Origin of the sequence: Pectobacterium versatile (genome assembly GCF_020166435.1) — a bacterium.
Taxonomy (GTDB): domain Bacteria; phylum Pseudomonadota; class Gammaproteobacteria; order Enterobacterales; family Enterobacteriaceae; genus Pectobacterium; species Pectobacterium versatile.
Map to the genome: position 1 here is coordinate 393439 of NZ_JAINZP010000001.1, position 15371 is coordinate 408809.

15 protein-coding genes are annotated in these 15371 nt (G+C 53.9%); 8 read left to right on the plus strand and 7 right to left on the minus strand.

The genetic code is table 11. From position 1 onward, the window contains the following. Positions 1 to 289: 289 nt before the first annotated feature. From fabI to sapA, 6 genes are all read right to left on the minus strand, one after another. A complete protein-coding gene (gene fabI / locus K7X24_RS01745; protein WP_010276729.1) occupies positions 290 to 1078 on the minus strand; it encodes an enoyl-ACP reductase FabI in 789 nt (262 codons plus the stop codon). A 193-nt stretch (positions 1079 to 1271) separates the two neighbouring features. After that, on the minus strand, positions 1272 to 2087 hold the full coding sequence (gene sapF / locus K7X24_RS01750) for a putrescine export ABC transporter ATP-binding protein SapF (RefSeq protein ID WP_010276730.1): 816 nt from the start codon (positions 2085 to 2087) through the stop codon (positions 1272 to 1274). Continuing rightward, positions 2087 to 3079: a putrescine export ABC transporter ATP-binding protein SapD gene (sapD, locus tag K7X24_RS01755; protein ID WP_224552519.1), complete on the minus strand. Its 993-nt coding sequence runs from the start codon at positions 3077 to 3079 to the stop codon at positions 2087 to 2089. Before sapD ends, sapF begins: the two co-directional genes overlap by 1 nt. Positions 3080 to 3095: 16 nt before the next feature. Next, the gene (sapC, locus tag K7X24_RS01760) at positions 3096 to 3986 is read right to left on the minus strand and encodes a putrescine export ABC transporter permease SapC (protein WP_107332760.1); all 891 of its coding nucleotides are present in this window, start codon (positions 3984 to 3986) and stop codon (positions 3096 to 3098) included. After that, a complete protein-coding gene (sapB, locus tag K7X24_RS01765) occupies positions 3973 to 4938 on the minus strand; it encodes a putrescine export ABC transporter permease SapB (RefSeq protein WP_224552521.1) in 966 nt (321 codons plus the stop codon). Before sapB ends, sapC begins: the two co-directional genes overlap by 14 nt. Then, positions 4935 to 6623, minus strand: a complete 1689-nt coding sequence (gene sapA / locus K7X24_RS01770) for an ABC transporter substrate-binding protein SapA (protein WP_224552523.1) — start codon at positions 6621 to 6623, stop codon at positions 4935 to 4937. Before sapA ends, sapB begins: the two co-directional genes overlap by 4 nt. 551 nt (positions 6624 to 7174) lie before the next feature. Between sapA and K7X24_RS01775 the strand changes: the two genes are divergently transcribed. Continuing rightward, positions 7175 to 8704: a cellulase family glycosylhydrolase gene (locus K7X24_RS01775; RefSeq protein ID WP_224552525.1), complete on the plus strand. Its 1530-nt coding sequence runs from the start codon at positions 7175 to 7177 to the stop codon at positions 8702 to 8704. Between the two features lie 74 nt (positions 8705 to 8778). Here the strand turns inward: K7X24_RS01775 and pspF are convergent, their stop codons facing one another. Beyond that, positions 8779 to 9768 carry a phage shock protein operon transcriptional activator gene (pspF, locus tag K7X24_RS01780; protein WP_224552527.1) on the minus strand — a complete coding sequence of 330 codons (990 nt, stop codon included), beginning with the start codon at positions 9766 to 9768 and terminating at the stop codon, positions 8779 to 8781. A gap of 215 nt (positions 9769 to 9983) precedes the next feature. On the opposite strand from pspF, the gene pspA reads away from it, so the two are divergent. The 7 genes from pspA to K7X24_RS01815 all read left to right on the plus strand — a co-directional run bounded on the left by pspA (position 9984) and on the right by K7X24_RS01815 (position 15330). Next, complete coding sequence (pspA, locus tag K7X24_RS01785) at positions 9984 to 10649, plus strand: phage shock protein PspA (protein ID WP_010295838.1); 666 nt, start codon at positions 9984 to 9986, stop codon at positions 10647 to 10649. Between the two features lie 87 nt (positions 10650 to 10736). Then, the gene (pspB, locus tag K7X24_RS01790) at positions 10737 to 10961 is read left to right on the plus strand and encodes an envelope stress response membrane protein PspB (protein WP_103860522.1); all 225 of its coding nucleotides are present in this window, start codon (positions 10737 to 10739) and stop codon (positions 10959 to 10961) included. Next, positions 10961 to 11326 carry an envelope stress response membrane protein PspC gene (pspC, locus tag K7X24_RS01795; RefSeq protein WP_224552529.1) on the plus strand — a complete coding sequence of 122 codons (366 nt, stop codon included), beginning with the start codon at positions 10961 to 10963 and terminating at the stop codon, positions 11324 to 11326. The genes pspB and pspC overlap by 1 nt, the downstream gene beginning before the upstream one ends. A 199-nt stretch (positions 11327 to 11525) precedes the next feature. Continuing rightward, positions 11526 to 12923, plus strand: a complete 1398-nt coding sequence (locus K7X24_RS01800) for a YcjX family protein (RefSeq protein WP_224552531.1) — start codon at positions 11526 to 11528, stop codon at positions 12921 to 12923. After that, positions 12920 to 13963 (plus strand): YcjF family protein, encoded by a 1044-nt coding sequence (locus K7X24_RS01805; protein WP_224552533.1) that lies wholly within the window; start codon positions 12920 to 12922, stop codon positions 13961 to 13963. The genes K7X24_RS01800 and K7X24_RS01805 overlap by 4 nt, the downstream gene beginning before the upstream one ends. A gap of 156 nt (positions 13964 to 14119) precedes the next feature. Next, on the plus strand, positions 14120 to 15154 hold the full coding sequence (locus K7X24_RS22060) for a peptidase dimerization domain-containing protein (protein ID WP_224552535.1): 1035 nt from the start codon (positions 14120 to 14122) through the stop codon (positions 15152 to 15154). Continuing rightward, entirely contained in the window at positions 15151 to 15330 is a 180-nt protein-coding gene (locus K7X24_RS01815; protein ID WP_224552537.1) for a hypothetical protein, read from the plus strand. The genes K7X24_RS22060 and K7X24_RS01815 overlap by 4 nt, the downstream gene beginning before the upstream one ends. Positions 15331 to 15371 lie beyond the last annotated feature (41 nt).

A 15371-nucleotide genomic window follows, 5' to 3' on the forward strand; every position in this document is an offset into this window, starting at 1 on the left:
TTTTACTATTATATTCTCCTGATTACACATAAGAACAATGTTTTAGACGTATATTGTAGGTGTCTGTTTTATAAAAATTCTTATCAATGATTTTTTATTATTTGATGAATAAAAATATTTTCATAGAACACGAAAGATCGTTAATTTTTTATGCTTATTCTATGAGGATTCATACGAATTTTGATGAATAGCTAAATCTATGTTGGTCTATAGTAGGCTATTCCACCATTATGGAAGTGTATAAGAAATAAGGCAGCCTTCTGAAAAGAAGGCTGCCTCCTTATTCACGTTATTTCAGTTCCAGCTCGTTCATTGCGGCGATGCTGAAACCGCCGTCAACGTGCAGGACTTCACCGGAGATGCCGGCAGCCAGATCGGAACACAGGAACGCGGCAGAGTTGCCCACATCTTCAATGGTAACGACACGGCGGATTGGCGTAACGGCTTCGCAATGCGACAGCATTTTCTTGAAGTCTTTGATGCCGGAGGCAGCCAGTGTACGAATCGGGCCCGCAGAGATGGCGTTGACGCGCACGCCCTGAGCACCCATGGCGTTCGCCATGTAACGTACGTTTGCTTCCAGAGACGCTTTTGCCAGACCCATCACGTTGTAGTTAGGGATAGCACGCTCAGCACCCAGGTAGGACAGGGTAACCAGCGCAGAGTTCGGGTTCAGCATCTTACGGCAGGCTTTCGCCATCGCGACGAAGCTGTAAGAGCTGATATCGTGAGAAATGCTGAAACCTTCACGGGTAACGGCATCAACGTAGTCACCGTCCAGTTGGTCGCCCGGTGCGTAAGCAATGGAGTGCACGAAGCCATCAAAGTTCGGCCATACGTTAGCCAGTTCGGTAAACAGTGCTTCGATGCTGGCATCTTCAGCGACATCACACGGCAGAACGATGCTGGAACCCAGTTCGCTGGCAAAGCCTTCAACGCGTGCTTTCAATTTGTCGTTCTGATACGTGAAGGCCAGTTCGGCACCTTCGCGCTGCATTGCTTGTGCAATACCGTAGGCAATAGAACGGTTGCTGGCAACACCTGTTACCAGAATGCGCTTACCGGTAAGAAAACCCATAGCAGTAATCCTTGTGATCATTGTTGCTGCGATCGCCACTTCTGTGCCCGTAAACGTACGCGGCAAGTGACGACCGAGATGAATAAACCGCGCGATTCTACCATGTTGGGGACGGTAGGGGTACTCCGAGCAGTATCCCCCTTTTTCCACAGTCCTGTGGCCGTCGCGGGGATGCTGCCGTGGTGCGCGGAGATTAACGTTGTGCGCCGTCGCGTCGCCAGGCGTCGGCGCTGAGCGCTTCGCCGAAGTGGCTGGCAATCAAACGTTTCGTCAGGTCATGTAGCGGGGCGGACAACACATCGGCGGTACTGCCGCGTTCGACCACTTCGCCTGCCTGCATCACCAGAATCTGGTCGCTGATGTGTTTCATCATGCCCAGATGCTGTGTCACGTAAATATAAGAGATACCGTGCTTTTCCTGTAACTCCAGCATCAGATTAATAATCTGTGACCGCATAGACATATCCAGTGACGCCAGCGCCTCATCGGCGACAATCACTTTCGGTTGCAGGATCAGCGCACGCGCCAGACCGACACGCTGTTTTTGCCCCGGCGCGAGGGCATGCGGATAGTAATAGGCGTGATCGGGACGTAGCCCGACCTGATGCAGCGCCTGATTAATCGCTCTTTCACGCGCTTCGGCGCTGAGATCGGTATTCAGTCGCAGCGGGACATCCAGCAGTTGCCCGATGCGCTGACGCGGATTAAGCGCATTGCTCGCATCCTGAAAGATCATGCGGATGCGCTGGCTGCGATAGCGGTAATCGCCGTAGTGCAGCGGATGGTCATCGATAACCAGCTCGCCGGACGTCGGTGCGATCATGCCCGACAGCATTTTAGCCAGCGTTGATTTCCCTGATCCGTTCTCGCCGATGATGGCGAGCGTTTGCCGTTCACGCAGCGTAAAGCTGACGGATTTCACCGCTTCAACATGCTGACGACGGAACAGCCCGGTCCGATAGCGGAACGTCTTGGTCAGGTTGCGGGCTTCAAGCAGCATCTCAACCATCACGGTTCCTCCATGTTGAGCGGAAAGTGGCAGGCATATAAGTGGTTCTTAACGGAGAGCAGCGGCGGCGTTTGCATACACTGTTTTTGTGAATAAGGGCAACGTGGGCCGAGCCGGCAGCCAATCGGCAGGTGTTCCAGCGAGGGAATCGCACCGTTCAAGGTGTTTAACCGGCTTTTGTGCGGCAGCGAGCGGCCGAAATCGGGCATTGCGCGAATCAGCGCCTGCGTATAAGGATGATGCGGCGCGGTGATCAAATCTTCACTGGTGGCGCTTTCCACCGTTTGACCGCAATAGAGTACGTTGATCCGATCAGCCCATTTGCTCATGGTTTGCAGGTCATGGCTGATGAGCAGAATCGTGGTGTTATTGTTCTGGTTTAGGCGCGACAGCAGGCGGAAAATTTGCGCCTGCGTGGTCGATTCCATCGCGTTGGTTGGTTCATCGGCAATCAGCAGACGCGGCTGATTTGCCAGCGCGATGGCGATCATCACTTTCTGACACTCGCCGTCGCTCAGCTCATAGGGATAGCTGCCCATAATATCTTTGTGATCTTTAATCCCGACGCGGTGCAGCAGTTCGATCGCGCGGCGCTTGCGCCAGTTAAATCGCTGCCACCAGTGGCCTTTATACGTCCAGCCGGGAATCGCCTGCACCAGTTGCTTACCGACACTTTCGGACGGATCGAGACAGGATTGCGGCTCCTGGAAAATCATGGAGACGTTATGGCCGACCAGCTTACGTCGCTCGCGTGACGACAGTTGCAGCAGGTCGATATCATCAAAGCGGAAGCGGTCGGCGGTCACGCGCCAGTTTTCTTTGGTGATCCCGCAGATGGCTTTAGCTATCAGGCTCTTACCGGAGCCGGATTCGCCTACCAACCCGCGAATTTCGCCTTCGCTCAGCGTCATACTGACGCGGTCGACGGCTTTTACCGCGCCGTCTGCGGTCAGAAATTCAATCGTCAGGTTACGGATATCAAGTAATGGCATAGGGAGTCGTCGCCTCTTATTCCGTTTCCGCAACGAGCGCGCGGCGGATGCCGTCGCCCAGCAGGTTGACGATTAACACGCTCAGTGCGATAGCCGCGCCGGGCAGCATAACGGTCCACGGTGCGGCATAAACCAGCTCCAGCGAGTTGCCAAGCAGGGCACCCCATTCGGTTGTCGGTAACTGCGCGCCCAAATCGAGAAAACCCAGTGCGGCGATATCCAGAATGGCGATCGACAACGCGCGGGTAAATTCGGAGACCAGCAACGCCGCGATGTTTGGCAGCACGACGTACCAGACCAGATAAAGCGTGGAAGCGCCGTCGAGGCGGGCAGCGATCACGTACTCTTTGTCCATTTCATCGTGCACAGCGTTGTAGATGGTGCGCACCATACGCGGCAACAGCGCCAGCCAGACGGCGAGCATCGCGTGTTCGAGTTTAGGGCCGATAAAGGCGATGACTACAATCGCCAGCAGCAGCGACGGAATAGACAGCAACGTATCCAGAATATGGTTGAGCATCGCAGAGCGAAGCCCGCGTGTGACGCCCGCAAAAACGCCCAACACGATGCCGCACAGCGCTGCCGCGTAGGTGACGATGAGCGAGGCACCGACGGTCGGTGCTGCACCGCTCAGCAGGCGGCTTAGCTGGTCGCGACCTAAATCGTCGGTGCCGAGAAAGAACGAGACTTCACCGTAGTGAGACCAGGAAGGGGGCAGCAACTGATAGCCCAAGAATTGCTGGTCAACTTCATAAGGTACGAGAAATTTGCCGAACAGACACAAACCGATCAGGATCAGAAAGCCGTATAGCCCGATCATCGCCAGCATATCCTGATGGAATGCCCGCCAGGTATCGCCTAGTCGGCTAGGCAGCCGCTTTTCGCTATAAACGTTATCGTAGGGCATACCATTCCTTGTGTTTCAACGGATTTGCCATGGCACCCCAAATATCGGACAGGATGTTGACTGTGATGACCATTGCGCCGACCACCATCACGCCTGCAGAAATTGCAGCAAAATCCTGCTGACGAATGGCGTTCACCAGCCAGCGACCGACGCCCGGCCAGTTAAAGACCACTTCGGTAATCATCGTCAGCGTCAGCATGGTGGAAAATTGTAATCCCAATTTGGGAATAATCGGCGGCAGCGCGTTATGAATCAGGTGGCGACGAATGATCGTAAAGCGCGACAGTCCGCGGGTGGCTGCCGCTTTAATGTAGTTTTTGCTGATAATTTCCGTAGTGCTGACGCGCATCAGGCGAATCACTTCGGTAGTCGGCCCGACGGCTAGCACGGTAATCGGCAGAATCAGGTGGCGGATGGCGCTGACGATCATTTCACCGCGATGTGGCGCATCTGACAGCCAAGCGTCAATCAGCGCAAATCCGGTGACGGTTTTTACCTGATAGAGTAGGTCGAAACGGCCTGAAACCGGCAGCCAGCCGAGGTGCAGCGAGAAGAAGAGCGTCAACAGTAGCGCCAGCCAGAACACCGGTAGGGAAAAGCCGATGAGCGCCAACGTGCTAATTACAATGTCCGCGCCGCGATTCTGCATTACGCCGGCGGTAATGCCCAGCGGAATACCGACCAGCAGCGAGAGCGCAAAGGCCAGCAGACAAAGCTCGATCGTGGCCGGGAACACTTCTTTCAGCAATTCGCTGATGGCCTGTCCGTTAATACTGGAACGACCGAAATCCCCCTGAAGCAGACTGGTGAGGTAAAAGTGATAGGCATCAAACAGCGCTGCGCCGTTGAGCGGGGCGTTAGGCGTGTAATAACTGAGGCTAAAGCCAACCAGCGTCAGCAGTGACAAGGTCACAATCAGTAACACCAGGCGTCGCAAGGTAAAGATAATCACGGCTGTGCTTCCTCCACGGTTTCCGGTGCAGAAGGCTTCTGCTGCGCCTGTTGGTCCTCGCGGAAGACACCCGCGAACGAGGCATTGCCGAAGGGACTCAATACCAGCCCTTTCATGTCATAGCGGTAGGCCAGCAGCCGTAATGACGACGCCAGCGGCAGAACAGGTAACTGTTCTGCCAGAATACGCTGTGCCTGCTGATAATAGTCAATCCGCTTAGAAAGCTGCTGTGACGAGAGCGCGTTTTGCAGCACTTCATCAAAAGTAGGATCGCACCAGTGCGCGTAGTTGCTCTGGGAGCGAATAGCAGCGCAACTTAGCAACGGCCGGAAAAAGCTGTCTGGATCGTTACTGTCCGTTGCCCAGCCTGCCAGCGTTAAATCGTGGCTGAGCTCCATCAGCCGCGCTTCCTGAAAACGGCCTTCCACCGGAACGATGGTCACGGTGACGCCAATTTGCGCCAGATCGGCCTGTAAAAGTTCTGCCGTTTTCAACGGGCTGGGGTTATAGGATTGTGAGGCACTGGGTACCCACAGGCGCAAGTTTAGGTTAGTCAGCCCCAGTTCCTGCAAGATTTGCCGCGCTTTCTTCGGATTATATTCCGTAACCTGCGATTCATTGTCGTACGCCCACGAAGCACGAGGCAAAATAGACGCCGCCGTTTCCGCCGTGCCGTAATAGATCGACTGCATCAGCCTGTCGTTATTGATCGCCAGTGCGATGGCTTCCCGCACGCGGCGGTCGTCCAACGGCGGTTTACGCACGTTGAAGGCCAGATAGGCGACGTTCATGCCGGGACGCAGCGAGAGACGCAGGCGCGGGTCGTTACGCAGGATCGTCAACTGACTGGCTGCCGGATAGGCGAGGACATCACATTCACCTGTCAGCAGCTTGGATAAGCGGCCTGTCCCGCCGGAGCCAAGATCGACAACCACCTGCGGCATACGTGGCAGGCCGCGCCAATAGTCGGCGTTGCGTGTCAGCCGGATATATTGTCCGTTGCGGTATTCATTGAGCAGATAAGGGCCGGTGCCAACTGGTTCGCGATCCAGCAGCTCTTTCTTGTCTTCTTTTGCCAGACGTTGTGCGTATTCCGCGGACAGAATCGGCGCGTAGTGGGTGGCCAGATGCCAGAGAAAAGAGGCATCAGGGCTGTTGAGCCGGATCTCAATGCTGTATTCGCCCAGCTTGCGAATGCTTTGCACTGAATCGGCGAATTGCAGACTGTCGAAATAGGGGTATTCGCCACCGTTGACATCATGATACGGGTGTTTTTTATCCAGCATGCGCTGGAAACTGAATATCACGTCGTCGGCATTCATATTTCGTGTGGGGCTGAACCACGCGGTACTTTGAAACGGCACATCGCGGCGCAGGTAGAAACGGTATGTCGAACCGTTATCCAAGACTTCCCAGCGCTGAGCCAGTTCTGGCATCAGACGATAGGTATAAGGATCGACATCCAGCAGGCGATCGTAAAGCTGCGCTGCCAGCGTATCAATGGTGACGCCGCTGCGCGCCATCTGCGGGTTAAACGTGTTCAGGACATCATTGACGCAATAAACAAAACCGCTCTGGCGAATATTTTCCAGCGGAGCAGGCGGCGTTGGCACGGACGGTGGTGCGGCCAGTGCAGGCAAAGCCAGCCAGGTGAGTGCCAGTGCGAAACAGGTTTTTCCGAACATACGGGATTTTTCAGTCAAGACGGTTATATATAGAGTGTATCGCACTCTTGGCATCCTCCCCCACTCTTGTTATGCGCATCTGGCGACTTTCCAACCGTTTGAGCCAGCCGGAGTGATTAAGGCGATCTCAAATTTTTACAGCCATAGGTTATTTAACCTAGCAGGGTATTAAGGTCGTTATCGATAGGGATGCAACGGCTAGGAACCCCATAACCAGCATGGGAATGAGAAAAATTCTCAACAAAATGCTTTACAGGTGATATTGATAACTATTATCATCTTTTTCGCACTTCAGCAGTAGCTTCTCGCAGGCACTGAAGGAGAGCACGACATTGCTCACATTGCTTCCAGTATTATTTTAGCCAGCCTACGTGCTGGCTTTTTTTTCCGCCAAACTCACGTTGCTAAATACTTACTCTGCTTTCTATTTTTTTGTGAATAATTAATTAAATCAATATGGTTTGAATACTTCCTAAATGATTTGCGGTAACGGAAATCTCCCTTATCATGCTTATACCCAAGATCATGGGTTCACAATGGAGATAAGGAATATGTGGATGAGAAGGAATCAAATCGTCAGGAAATTGACGTTAGGTGTGGTAACAACGGTGCTGGGGATGTCACTCAGCTTTTCAGCATTATCCGCTACGCCGGTAGAAACGCATGGTCAGCTGTCCATCGAAAACGGGCGACTGGTGGATGAACAGGGGAAAAGGGTGCAACTGAGAGGGGTCAGTTCACACGGTTTGCAGTGGTTTGGCGACTATGTCAACAAAGATTCGATGAAGTGGCTGCGCGATGACTGGGGGATTAATGTATTCCGCGTCGCCATGTACACGGCGGCGGATGGTTATATTTCGAATCCCTCCCTCGCCAATAAGGTAAAAGAGGCCGTTGCGGCGGCGCAAAGCCTCGGCGTTTACATCATCATCGACTGGCATATCTTGTCGGATAACGATCCTAATATTTATAAAGCACAGGCAAAAACCTTCTTTGCCGAAATGGCTGGGCTGTATGGCAGCTCGCCGAACGTGATTTATGAAATCGCCAATGAGCCAAACGGTGGCGTGACATGGAACGGACAGATTCGGCCTTATGCGCTGGAAGTGACTGACACCATCCGTAGCAAAGATCCCGATAACCTCATTATCGTTGGTACGGGCACCTGGAGTCAGGATATCCACGATGCAGCGGATAATCAGCTACCCGATCCTAATACCCTTTACGCGCTGCATTTCTATGCGGGTACGCACGGGCAGTTCCTGCGCGACCGTATTGACTATGCACAAAGCCGTGGCGCTGCGATTTTCGTCAGCGAGTGGGGCACAAGCGATGCATCCGGCAACGGCGGACCGTTCCTGCCTGAATCGCAGACCTGGATCGATTTCCTGAATAACCGTGGCGTAAGCTGGGTGAACTGGTCGCTTACCGATAAGTCAGAAGCGTCCGCCGCGCTGGCACCGGGGGCGAGCAAATCAGGTGGCTGGACGGAGCAGAATCTGTCTACGTCAGGCAAATTTGTCAGAGAGCAGACTCGTGCGGGTGCTGATCTGACTAATGGCGATAACGGTGGCGATACGCCGACTACCCCGACCACGCCAACTAACCCGGGTAACGGAACAACGGGTGACGTCGTGCTGCAATATCGTAATGTGGATAACAACCCGTCCGATGATGCGATTCGTATGGCCGTCAACATCAAAAATACCGGCAGTACGCCGATCAAACTGAGCGATCTGCAAGTACGTTACTACTTCCATGATGATGGCAAACCCGGCGCGAACCTCTTTGTTGACTGGGCGAACGTCGGCCCTAACAACATCGTGACCAGCACAGGGACGCCAGCCGCCAGCACCGACAAAGCCAACCGCTATGTTCTGGTGACCTTCAGCAGCGGAGCCGGTTCCCTTCAGCCGGGCGCGGAAACTGGTGAAGTGCAGGTGCGTATCCACGCCGGTGACTGGAGCAATGTGAATGAAACCAACGACTATTCATACGGCGCTAACGTCACGAGCTACGCTAACTGGGATAAGATCACCGTGCACGATAAAGGCACGCTGGTATGGGGTGTGGAACCGTAATCGTGAGTTGTTAACTTATTAAGCTATTGATTATCGTGCGGGCGTTAATTCGCCCGCATTTTCTTTCCCGCCTCTTACTCATTCACCACAATATCGTGTTTCTTTAGCAATCCACGCAGTTGGTGATAGGTTAATCCCAGCAGTTCAGCAGCCTTACGCTGGTTAAATTTTGCCTGATTCAATGCCCGATCGATCAAGCCTTTCTCTTGTTCCAACAGCCACGGTTTCATCTCCAGCGGTAAATCCGGCTGGCCGATTACCGTACGCGATGGCGTTTCCTGAACAGCTGGAGTTTGGCGGAAGGGGTTCAGAATGATGGCATCGAGAGGTTGCTCGCTGTCGCCGTGGCGATACACCGAACGTTCAACCACGTTTTTCAGCTCACGAATATTGCCCGGCCAGTCGTAATTCAGCAGCGTCTCGCGCGCGGCAGACGTAAAACCGGGAAACAGCGGCAGATGCAATTCGCGGCACATTTGAATGGCAAAGTTATCCGCCAGCAACATGATGTCCTGTTGGCGTTCACGCAGCGGCGGAAGTTGCACAACATCAAAGGCCAGACGATCGAGCAGGTCCGCACGGAATTTACCGCTGGCGGCAAGCGCAGGCAGATCGTCGTTAGTTGCGCACACCAGACGCACATCAACCTGTAGCTGATCTCGGCCACCGACACGCTCCAGCATGCCGTATTCGATCACTCGCAGTAATTTTTCCTGCACCAGCATTGGCGCAGTAGCCAGTTCATCCAAAAACAGCGTTCCGCCGTCAGCGCGTTCGAAGCGTCCCAGATGGCGTTTCTGCGCCCCTGTAAAAGCCCCCGCCTCATGACCAAATAGCTCGGAGTCGAGCAGATTCTCGTTGAGCGCCGCACAGTTGAGGGAAACGAACGGCCCTTGCCAACGCGGGGAAAGATAATGCAGACGGTTGGCGATCAGTTCTTTACCGGTACCGCGTTCGCCAATCACCAGCACAGGTTTATTCAGTTGTGCCAACTGCGACACCTGTTCCAGTACCTCCAGAAAGCTGTTGGCTTCGCCGAGCAGGTTCTCTTTTTCCTGAAGCATGATGTTCCACCGTGTTATTTTTACTAACTGTTAGCATATTTGACTAATCTAACGGAAAGGGAAAAATAGTCAAAATTATCTATTCTTTTATTTTCAGTCGGTTAAATGAAATTAAAAGTTGGCATGCTTATTGATATATCTATAGTGAGATCGCGACTGGCTCGGTTGGTCACGGTGATAAATCAGACGCTGGAAATCATGAAGAGGATGTAATTATGGGTATTTTTTCTCGTTTTGCCGACATCGTGAACGCCAACATCAATTCTTTGCTGGATAAAGCTGAAGATCCGCAGAAATTGGTGCGGCTGATGATTCAGGAAATGGAAGATACGCTGGTTGAAGTGCGTTCAACCTCAGCGCGGGCGTTGGCAGAAAAGAAACAGATTGCCCGCCGAATTGAACAAGCGCACGGTCAGCAGGAGCAGTGGCAGGAAAAAGCCGAGCTGGCGCTGCGTAAAGATAAGGACGATCTGGCTCGTGCGGCGCTGATTGAAAAGCAGAAGCTGACCGACCTGATCGCGGTGTTGCAGCATGAAGCCGAAAGCGTGGACGAAACGCTGGAGCGGATGAAGCGTGAAATCGGCGAGCTGGAAAACAAATTAAGCGAAACCCGTGCTCGCCAGCAGGCGCTGACGCTGCGCCATCAGGCTGCGGCATCGTCACGCGATGTGCGCCGCCAGTTGGATAGCGGCAAACTGGATGAAGCCATGGCGCGTTTCGATCAGTTCGAACGCCGTATCGACACGATGGAAGCGGAAGCGGAAAGCCACGGGTTGGGGAAACAAAAATCGCTGGATCAGCAGTTTGCCGAGCTGAAAGCGGACGATGAAATCAGCGCGCAGTTGGCGGCACTTAAGGCTAAAGTTAAGCCAGCAGAGTAAAGAGTCATAAGCGCGTAAACGCTATCGGATGGGCTGTCGTTAGAAAACGGCAGCCACCGACGTGTGAATAATAACTAAGGAGACACAATGAGTGCGTTGTTTCTTGCCATTCCGCTGACCATTTTCATGTTGTTTGTGGCACCGATATGGCTTTGGCTACATTACAGTCAGCGTAAAAACAGTGCTCAACTGGGACAAAACGATATGCAACGTCTCACACGTTTAACGGAAGAATCCACCCGTATGCGTGAGCGTATCAGAGCGCTGGAAGACATTCTGGATGCAGAACACCCGGACTGGAGAAAGTCGTAATGAAAAATACGTGGTCAGGTAAAACGTTATACCGCATACCGGAAGAAGGCATGCTGAAAGGGGTTTGCGCTGGTTTAGCACGTTACTTTGACGTACCAGTGAAACTCGTGCGGCTGATTACGGTGCTGTCGATATTTTTCGGCCTGTTCTTTTTCACCATGGTGGCCTACATCATTCTGACCTTTATGCTCGACCCGGCTCCGGCGGGAATGGGGTTTGAGGATGAAAAAGCGGCTCGCACACCCAGCCAACTGCTGAATGAAGCGGATGCGACCTTGCAGGCCAGCGAACAGCGCTTGCGCAACATTGAACGCTATGTCACCTCGGATACGTTTGGTGTTCAGAACCGCTTTCGTCACCTGTAATTTTTCATCGGTTGTGACATTCATGAGTTATAGCCGCCGCAGAGACGTTGTCCATAAGATTCATAGTGGATAACGTTTGCACTGCTTTTTTCTCCGCAATCAATGCGGTAGCCTGAATGCGCTTTCGTAACTACCTACTCGCAGCTACACGCTTTTTCAACCACACGCTTTGGCAACTACAGGAGTGATGGATCATTCAATGAGTCGACTACAGAACGAAATTAACTCACTGGTCAATCGCGGCGTGGATCGCCACCTGCGGATTGCCGTCACCGGGTTGAGCCGCAGTGGCAAAACCGCGTTTATCACCGCGTTCGTCAATCAATTATTGAATACCCACAGCGGTGCACATCTGCCGATGTTTTCCCCCGTGCGTGAAGAGCGTTTGCTGGGTGTGAAACGCGTGCCGCAGCGCGATCTGGGCGTGCCACGTTTTGCCTATGATGAAGGCATGGCGGCGCTGTATGGTTCCCCGCCGGGTTGGCCGACGCCGACGCGCGGCGTGAGTGAGATTCGTCTGGCGCTGCGCTATCGCTCCAAGGATTCGCTGCTTCGTCACTTTAAAGACACCTCGACGCTCTATCTGGAAATTGTCGATTACCCCGGCGAGTGGCTGCTGGATCTGCCGCTGCTGGAGCAGACCTATCTAAGCTGGTCGCAGCAGATGAGCGGCTTGCTGCAAGGAGGACGCATTGAATGGGCGAAACCTTGGCTGGCGCTGTGCGAGAAAATCGATCCGTTGGCCCCGGCCGATGAAAACCTGCTTGCCGAGGTGGCGCAGGCCTACACCGACTATCTGCACCGTTGCAAACAGGAAGGACTGCACTTTATTCAGCCAGGCCGATTTGTGCTGCCGGGCGATCTGGCGGGCGCGCCGGTGCTGCAATTCTTCCCTTGGCCGCAGGTGAATAATATCGGTGAAGCCAAGCTGGCGCAGGCGGATGAGAAAACCAACATCGGCATGCTGCGCAAGCGTTTTGATTATTACTGTCAGTCGGTCGTCAAAGGATTTTATAAGGATCACTTTGTGCGCTTCGATCGGCAGATTGTTCTGGTCGATTGCCTGCAACCGCTCAATAGCGGCATTCATGCGTTTAACGATATGCGGCTGGCGCTGACCCAACTAATGCAAAGTTTTCATTACGGGAAGCGCACGCTGTTCCGGCGTTTGTTCTCGCCTTGCATCGACAAGCTGATGTTTGCGGCGAGTAAAGCGGATCACATTACCGCCGACCAGCACGCCAATCTGGTGTCGTTGCTTCAGCAATTGGTGCAAGAGGCGTGGCAGAACGCCGCGTTTGAAGGCATCGATATGCGCTGTGAAGGTATTGCGTCGATCCAGTCAACGCAGAGCGGGATGGTCGATCATCAGGGACAGAAAATTCCAGCGCTGAAAGGGCATCGACTCAGCGACGGTCAGCCATTGACCGTCTATCCCGGTGAAGTGCCTGCGCGTTTACCAAGTGCGGCATTCTGGCAAACGCAGGGCTTCCACTTCGATCAATTTCGTCCGCGAGAAATGACGGTAGACGCGCCGTTGCCGCATATCCGGTTGGATACGGTCATGGACTTTCTGTTAAAGGATAAATTGCGATGAACGAGCCACTGAAACCCCGCGTCACGTTCGATGACGTCTCACCGCAAGAGCCACAGCCGCAGTTGCGTGCCGGGTTGGCATTTGACGAGCAGAGCGGCACGCCATTTTCCCCGATCAGCCGCGAAGAAGAAGTGCCAGAAGAAGGCGTGGCGGAAGAGGCGATCAGCGCGGCGCTGCGGCCGAAGCGCAGCCTGTGGCGGCGTATGGTGATGGCGGGGATCGGGCTGTTTGGCATCAGCGCGCTGGCGCAGGGCGTGCAGTCGCTGCACAGCGCCTGGGTTCAGCAGGACTGGATTGCGCTGGGTGGCATTACCGCAGGTAGCCTGATTGTGGCGGCGGGCGTTGGCTCGCTGGCTGTCGAGTGGCGGCGGCTTTATCGTTTGAGAGAACGGGCGGAAGAACGTGATGTGGCTCGCGATTTGTTGCACAGTCACGGTGTGGGGCGCGGGCGCGAATTCTGTGAAAAACTGGCACGGCAGGCAGGATTGGATAGCGGTCATCCGGCGATACAGCGTTGGCAGGCTTCACTCCACGAAACTCACAATGACCGCGAAGTGCTGGAGCTTTATGCGCGTCTGGTTCAGCCCGTACTGGATACGCAGGCGCGGCGTGAAATTAGCCGCTCGGCAGCAGAATCCACCTTGATGATCGCCGTCAGTCCGCTGGCGCTGGTGGATATGGCCTTTATTGCTTGGCGCAATCTGCGCTTGATTAATCGTATTGCCGCGTTGTATGGCATCGAACTTGGCTATTTCAGTCGTATTCGCCTGTTCCGACTGGTGCTGGTCAATATCGCGTTTGCTGGCGCATCAGAGCTGGTGCGGGAAATTGGCATGGACTGGATGTCGCAGGATCTTGCAGCACGGCTATCAGCCCGTGCAGCACAGGGTATTGGCGCAGGGCTGCTGACTGCACGCTTGGGTATCAAAGCGATGGAACTGTGCCGCCCGCTGCCGTGGCTGGATGATAAACCGCGCCTTGGTGATTTCCGCCGCGAGTTGATTGGTCAGGTGAAAGAAACGCTGCAAAAAGGGCGTTAGGGGTGAAGACGATGGTGCAGGTAGTGTGCCATCGTCGTTTATCGTTGCTTACCTGCCAGCGCACAGCTGGTACTGGCACCCACCGATGCGGAACGTTACGCGCAAAACAGCTTCCCTGAATATCTCGAATTACTCACGTTGCCAAATGATGCTGCCGTGCCTGCGGATATCCAGCGTAATACCGACTGGCTGGAAAAGGCTTTTCAGAAGCGTGGCTTCTCCACGCAACAGCTGACAAATGGTGATAAACCGCTGGTTTATGCTGAGCTGGGCACGCCAAAAACCGATCGTGAACCCATCTTGTTCTACATGCATTTTGACGGCCAGCCCGTGAATACGACCGAATGGCAAACGCTGCCTGAGTTACGTCTTCTGACAGGGGATATCAATCCAGAATGGTGCCTCTTTGCCCATGCCTCGGCTGATGATAAAGGGCCGATTGTCATGTTTCTCGCGGTCATGGCCGACAACCTGACGCTGCTGAAAAGCGACGGCATGGTGATTTATGACGGCGCGATGCCGTCTAGCAACCGCCCTGGCATCAACTTTGGCAATCGTGGGTCAATCCAGATCGATATGACGGTTTTTGGTGCGAACGCGGCGGCGCACAGTGGCGGCTATGGCAATGTCATTCCCAATCCGGTGCAAAACTTGGCTACGTTGTTGGCCAGCATGAAAGATGCGGATGGTAAGGTCACCATCCCCGGTTACTATGACCGCGTCACGCTTAGCGATAGCGATAAAAAACAGGTGGCGGAGACCGCCCCTCCTGCTGGCGCGTTGGAAAAACGCTTTGGTATTGCGCGGCTAGAGAATGTCGCCAGCAATGCGGCAGAGGCGGTGCAATATCCTTCGCTGGATATTCTCGGCATTAAAGCGGGCGATACGGGCAAAAAAGCGTCGAATGCCATTCCGTCAACCGCAACGGCTAGCGTGAATATTCGCACCGTGCCGGAAACGCCGCCGGATGATATGTATGCGTTGTTACGCCAGTATATCGCCAGCAAAGGCTTTCATATCATTGCCGGTGAAGCACCAACACAGGCCGAACGCGAACAGTATCCGCACCTGATTTCCCTGAACCTGACGGCCTATCCGAGCAGCGCCTATGCAACGAGAACGGAGATCGACTCCCCGCTGGGTCACTGGGCCGTCGCGCGCGCGGTATCGCACCGGAGAAGAATCGTATGATGGGCGGGACGCTGCCGATGAGCGGCGTGGTCAGCGTATTGAAAGTGCCTTACGTCATCGTTCCTCTGGTGAATGCCGATAATAATCAGCATAGTTTTGATGAAAATTTACGCCTCGGTAACTATCTGGAAGGCATTCGAACCATTGTGGCGATGGCAACGATGCCGCTGTCTTAACCCCGTTTCGTCATTGACGTGGAAAAAACATACAGATGTGT

Bases quoted from the DNA above. Each gene is read 5' to 3' on its own strand.
- sapD (WP_224552519.1), bottom strand. From the start codon at position 3,079: ATGCCATTACTTGATATCCGTAACCTGACGATTGAATTTCTGACCGCA.
- K7X24_RS01815 (WP_224552537.1), top strand. From the start codon at position 15,151: ATGATGGGCGGGACGCTGCCGATGAGCGGCGTGGTCAGCGTATTGAAA.
- fabI (WP_010276729.1), bottom strand. From the start codon at position 1,078: ATGGGTTTTCTTACCGGTAAGCGCATTCTGGTAACAGGTGTTGCCAGC.
- sapF (WP_010276730.1), bottom strand. From the start codon at position 2,087: ATGGTTGAGATGCTGCTTGAAGCCCGCAACCTGACCAAGACGTTCCGC.
- pspB (WP_103860522.1), top strand. From the start codon at position 10,737: ATGAGTGCGTTGTTTCTTGCCATTCCGCTGACCATTTTCATGTTGTTT.
- sapC (WP_107332760.1), bottom strand. From the start codon at position 3,986: ATGCCCTACGATAACGTTTATAGCGAAAAGCGGCTGCCTAGCCGACTA.
- pspC (WP_224552529.1), top strand. From the start codon at position 10,961: ATGAAAAATACGTGGTCAGGTAAAACGTTATACCGCATACCGGAAGAA.
- pspA (WP_010295838.1), top strand. From the start codon at position 9,984: ATGGGTATTTTTTCTCGTTTTGCCGACATCGTGAACGCCAACATCAAT.
- sapA (WP_224552523.1), bottom strand. From the start codon at position 6,623: ATGTTCGGAAAAACCTGTTTCGCACTGGCACTCACCTGGCTGGCTTTG.
- K7X24_RS01775 (WP_224552525.1), top strand. From the start codon at position 7,175: ATGTGGATGAGAAGGAATCAAATCGTCAGGAAATTGACGTTAGGTGTG.
- pspF (WP_224552527.1), bottom strand. From the start codon at position 9,768: ATGCTTCAGGAAAAAGAGAACCTGCTCGGCGAAGCCAACAGCTTTCTG.
- K7X24_RS01805 (WP_224552533.1), top strand. From the start codon at position 12,920: ATGAACGAGCCACTGAAACCCCGCGTCACGTTCGATGACGTCTCACCG.
- K7X24_RS01800 (WP_224552531.1), top strand. From the start codon at position 11,526: ATGAGTCGACTACAGAACGAAATTAACTCACTGGTCAATCGCGGCGTG.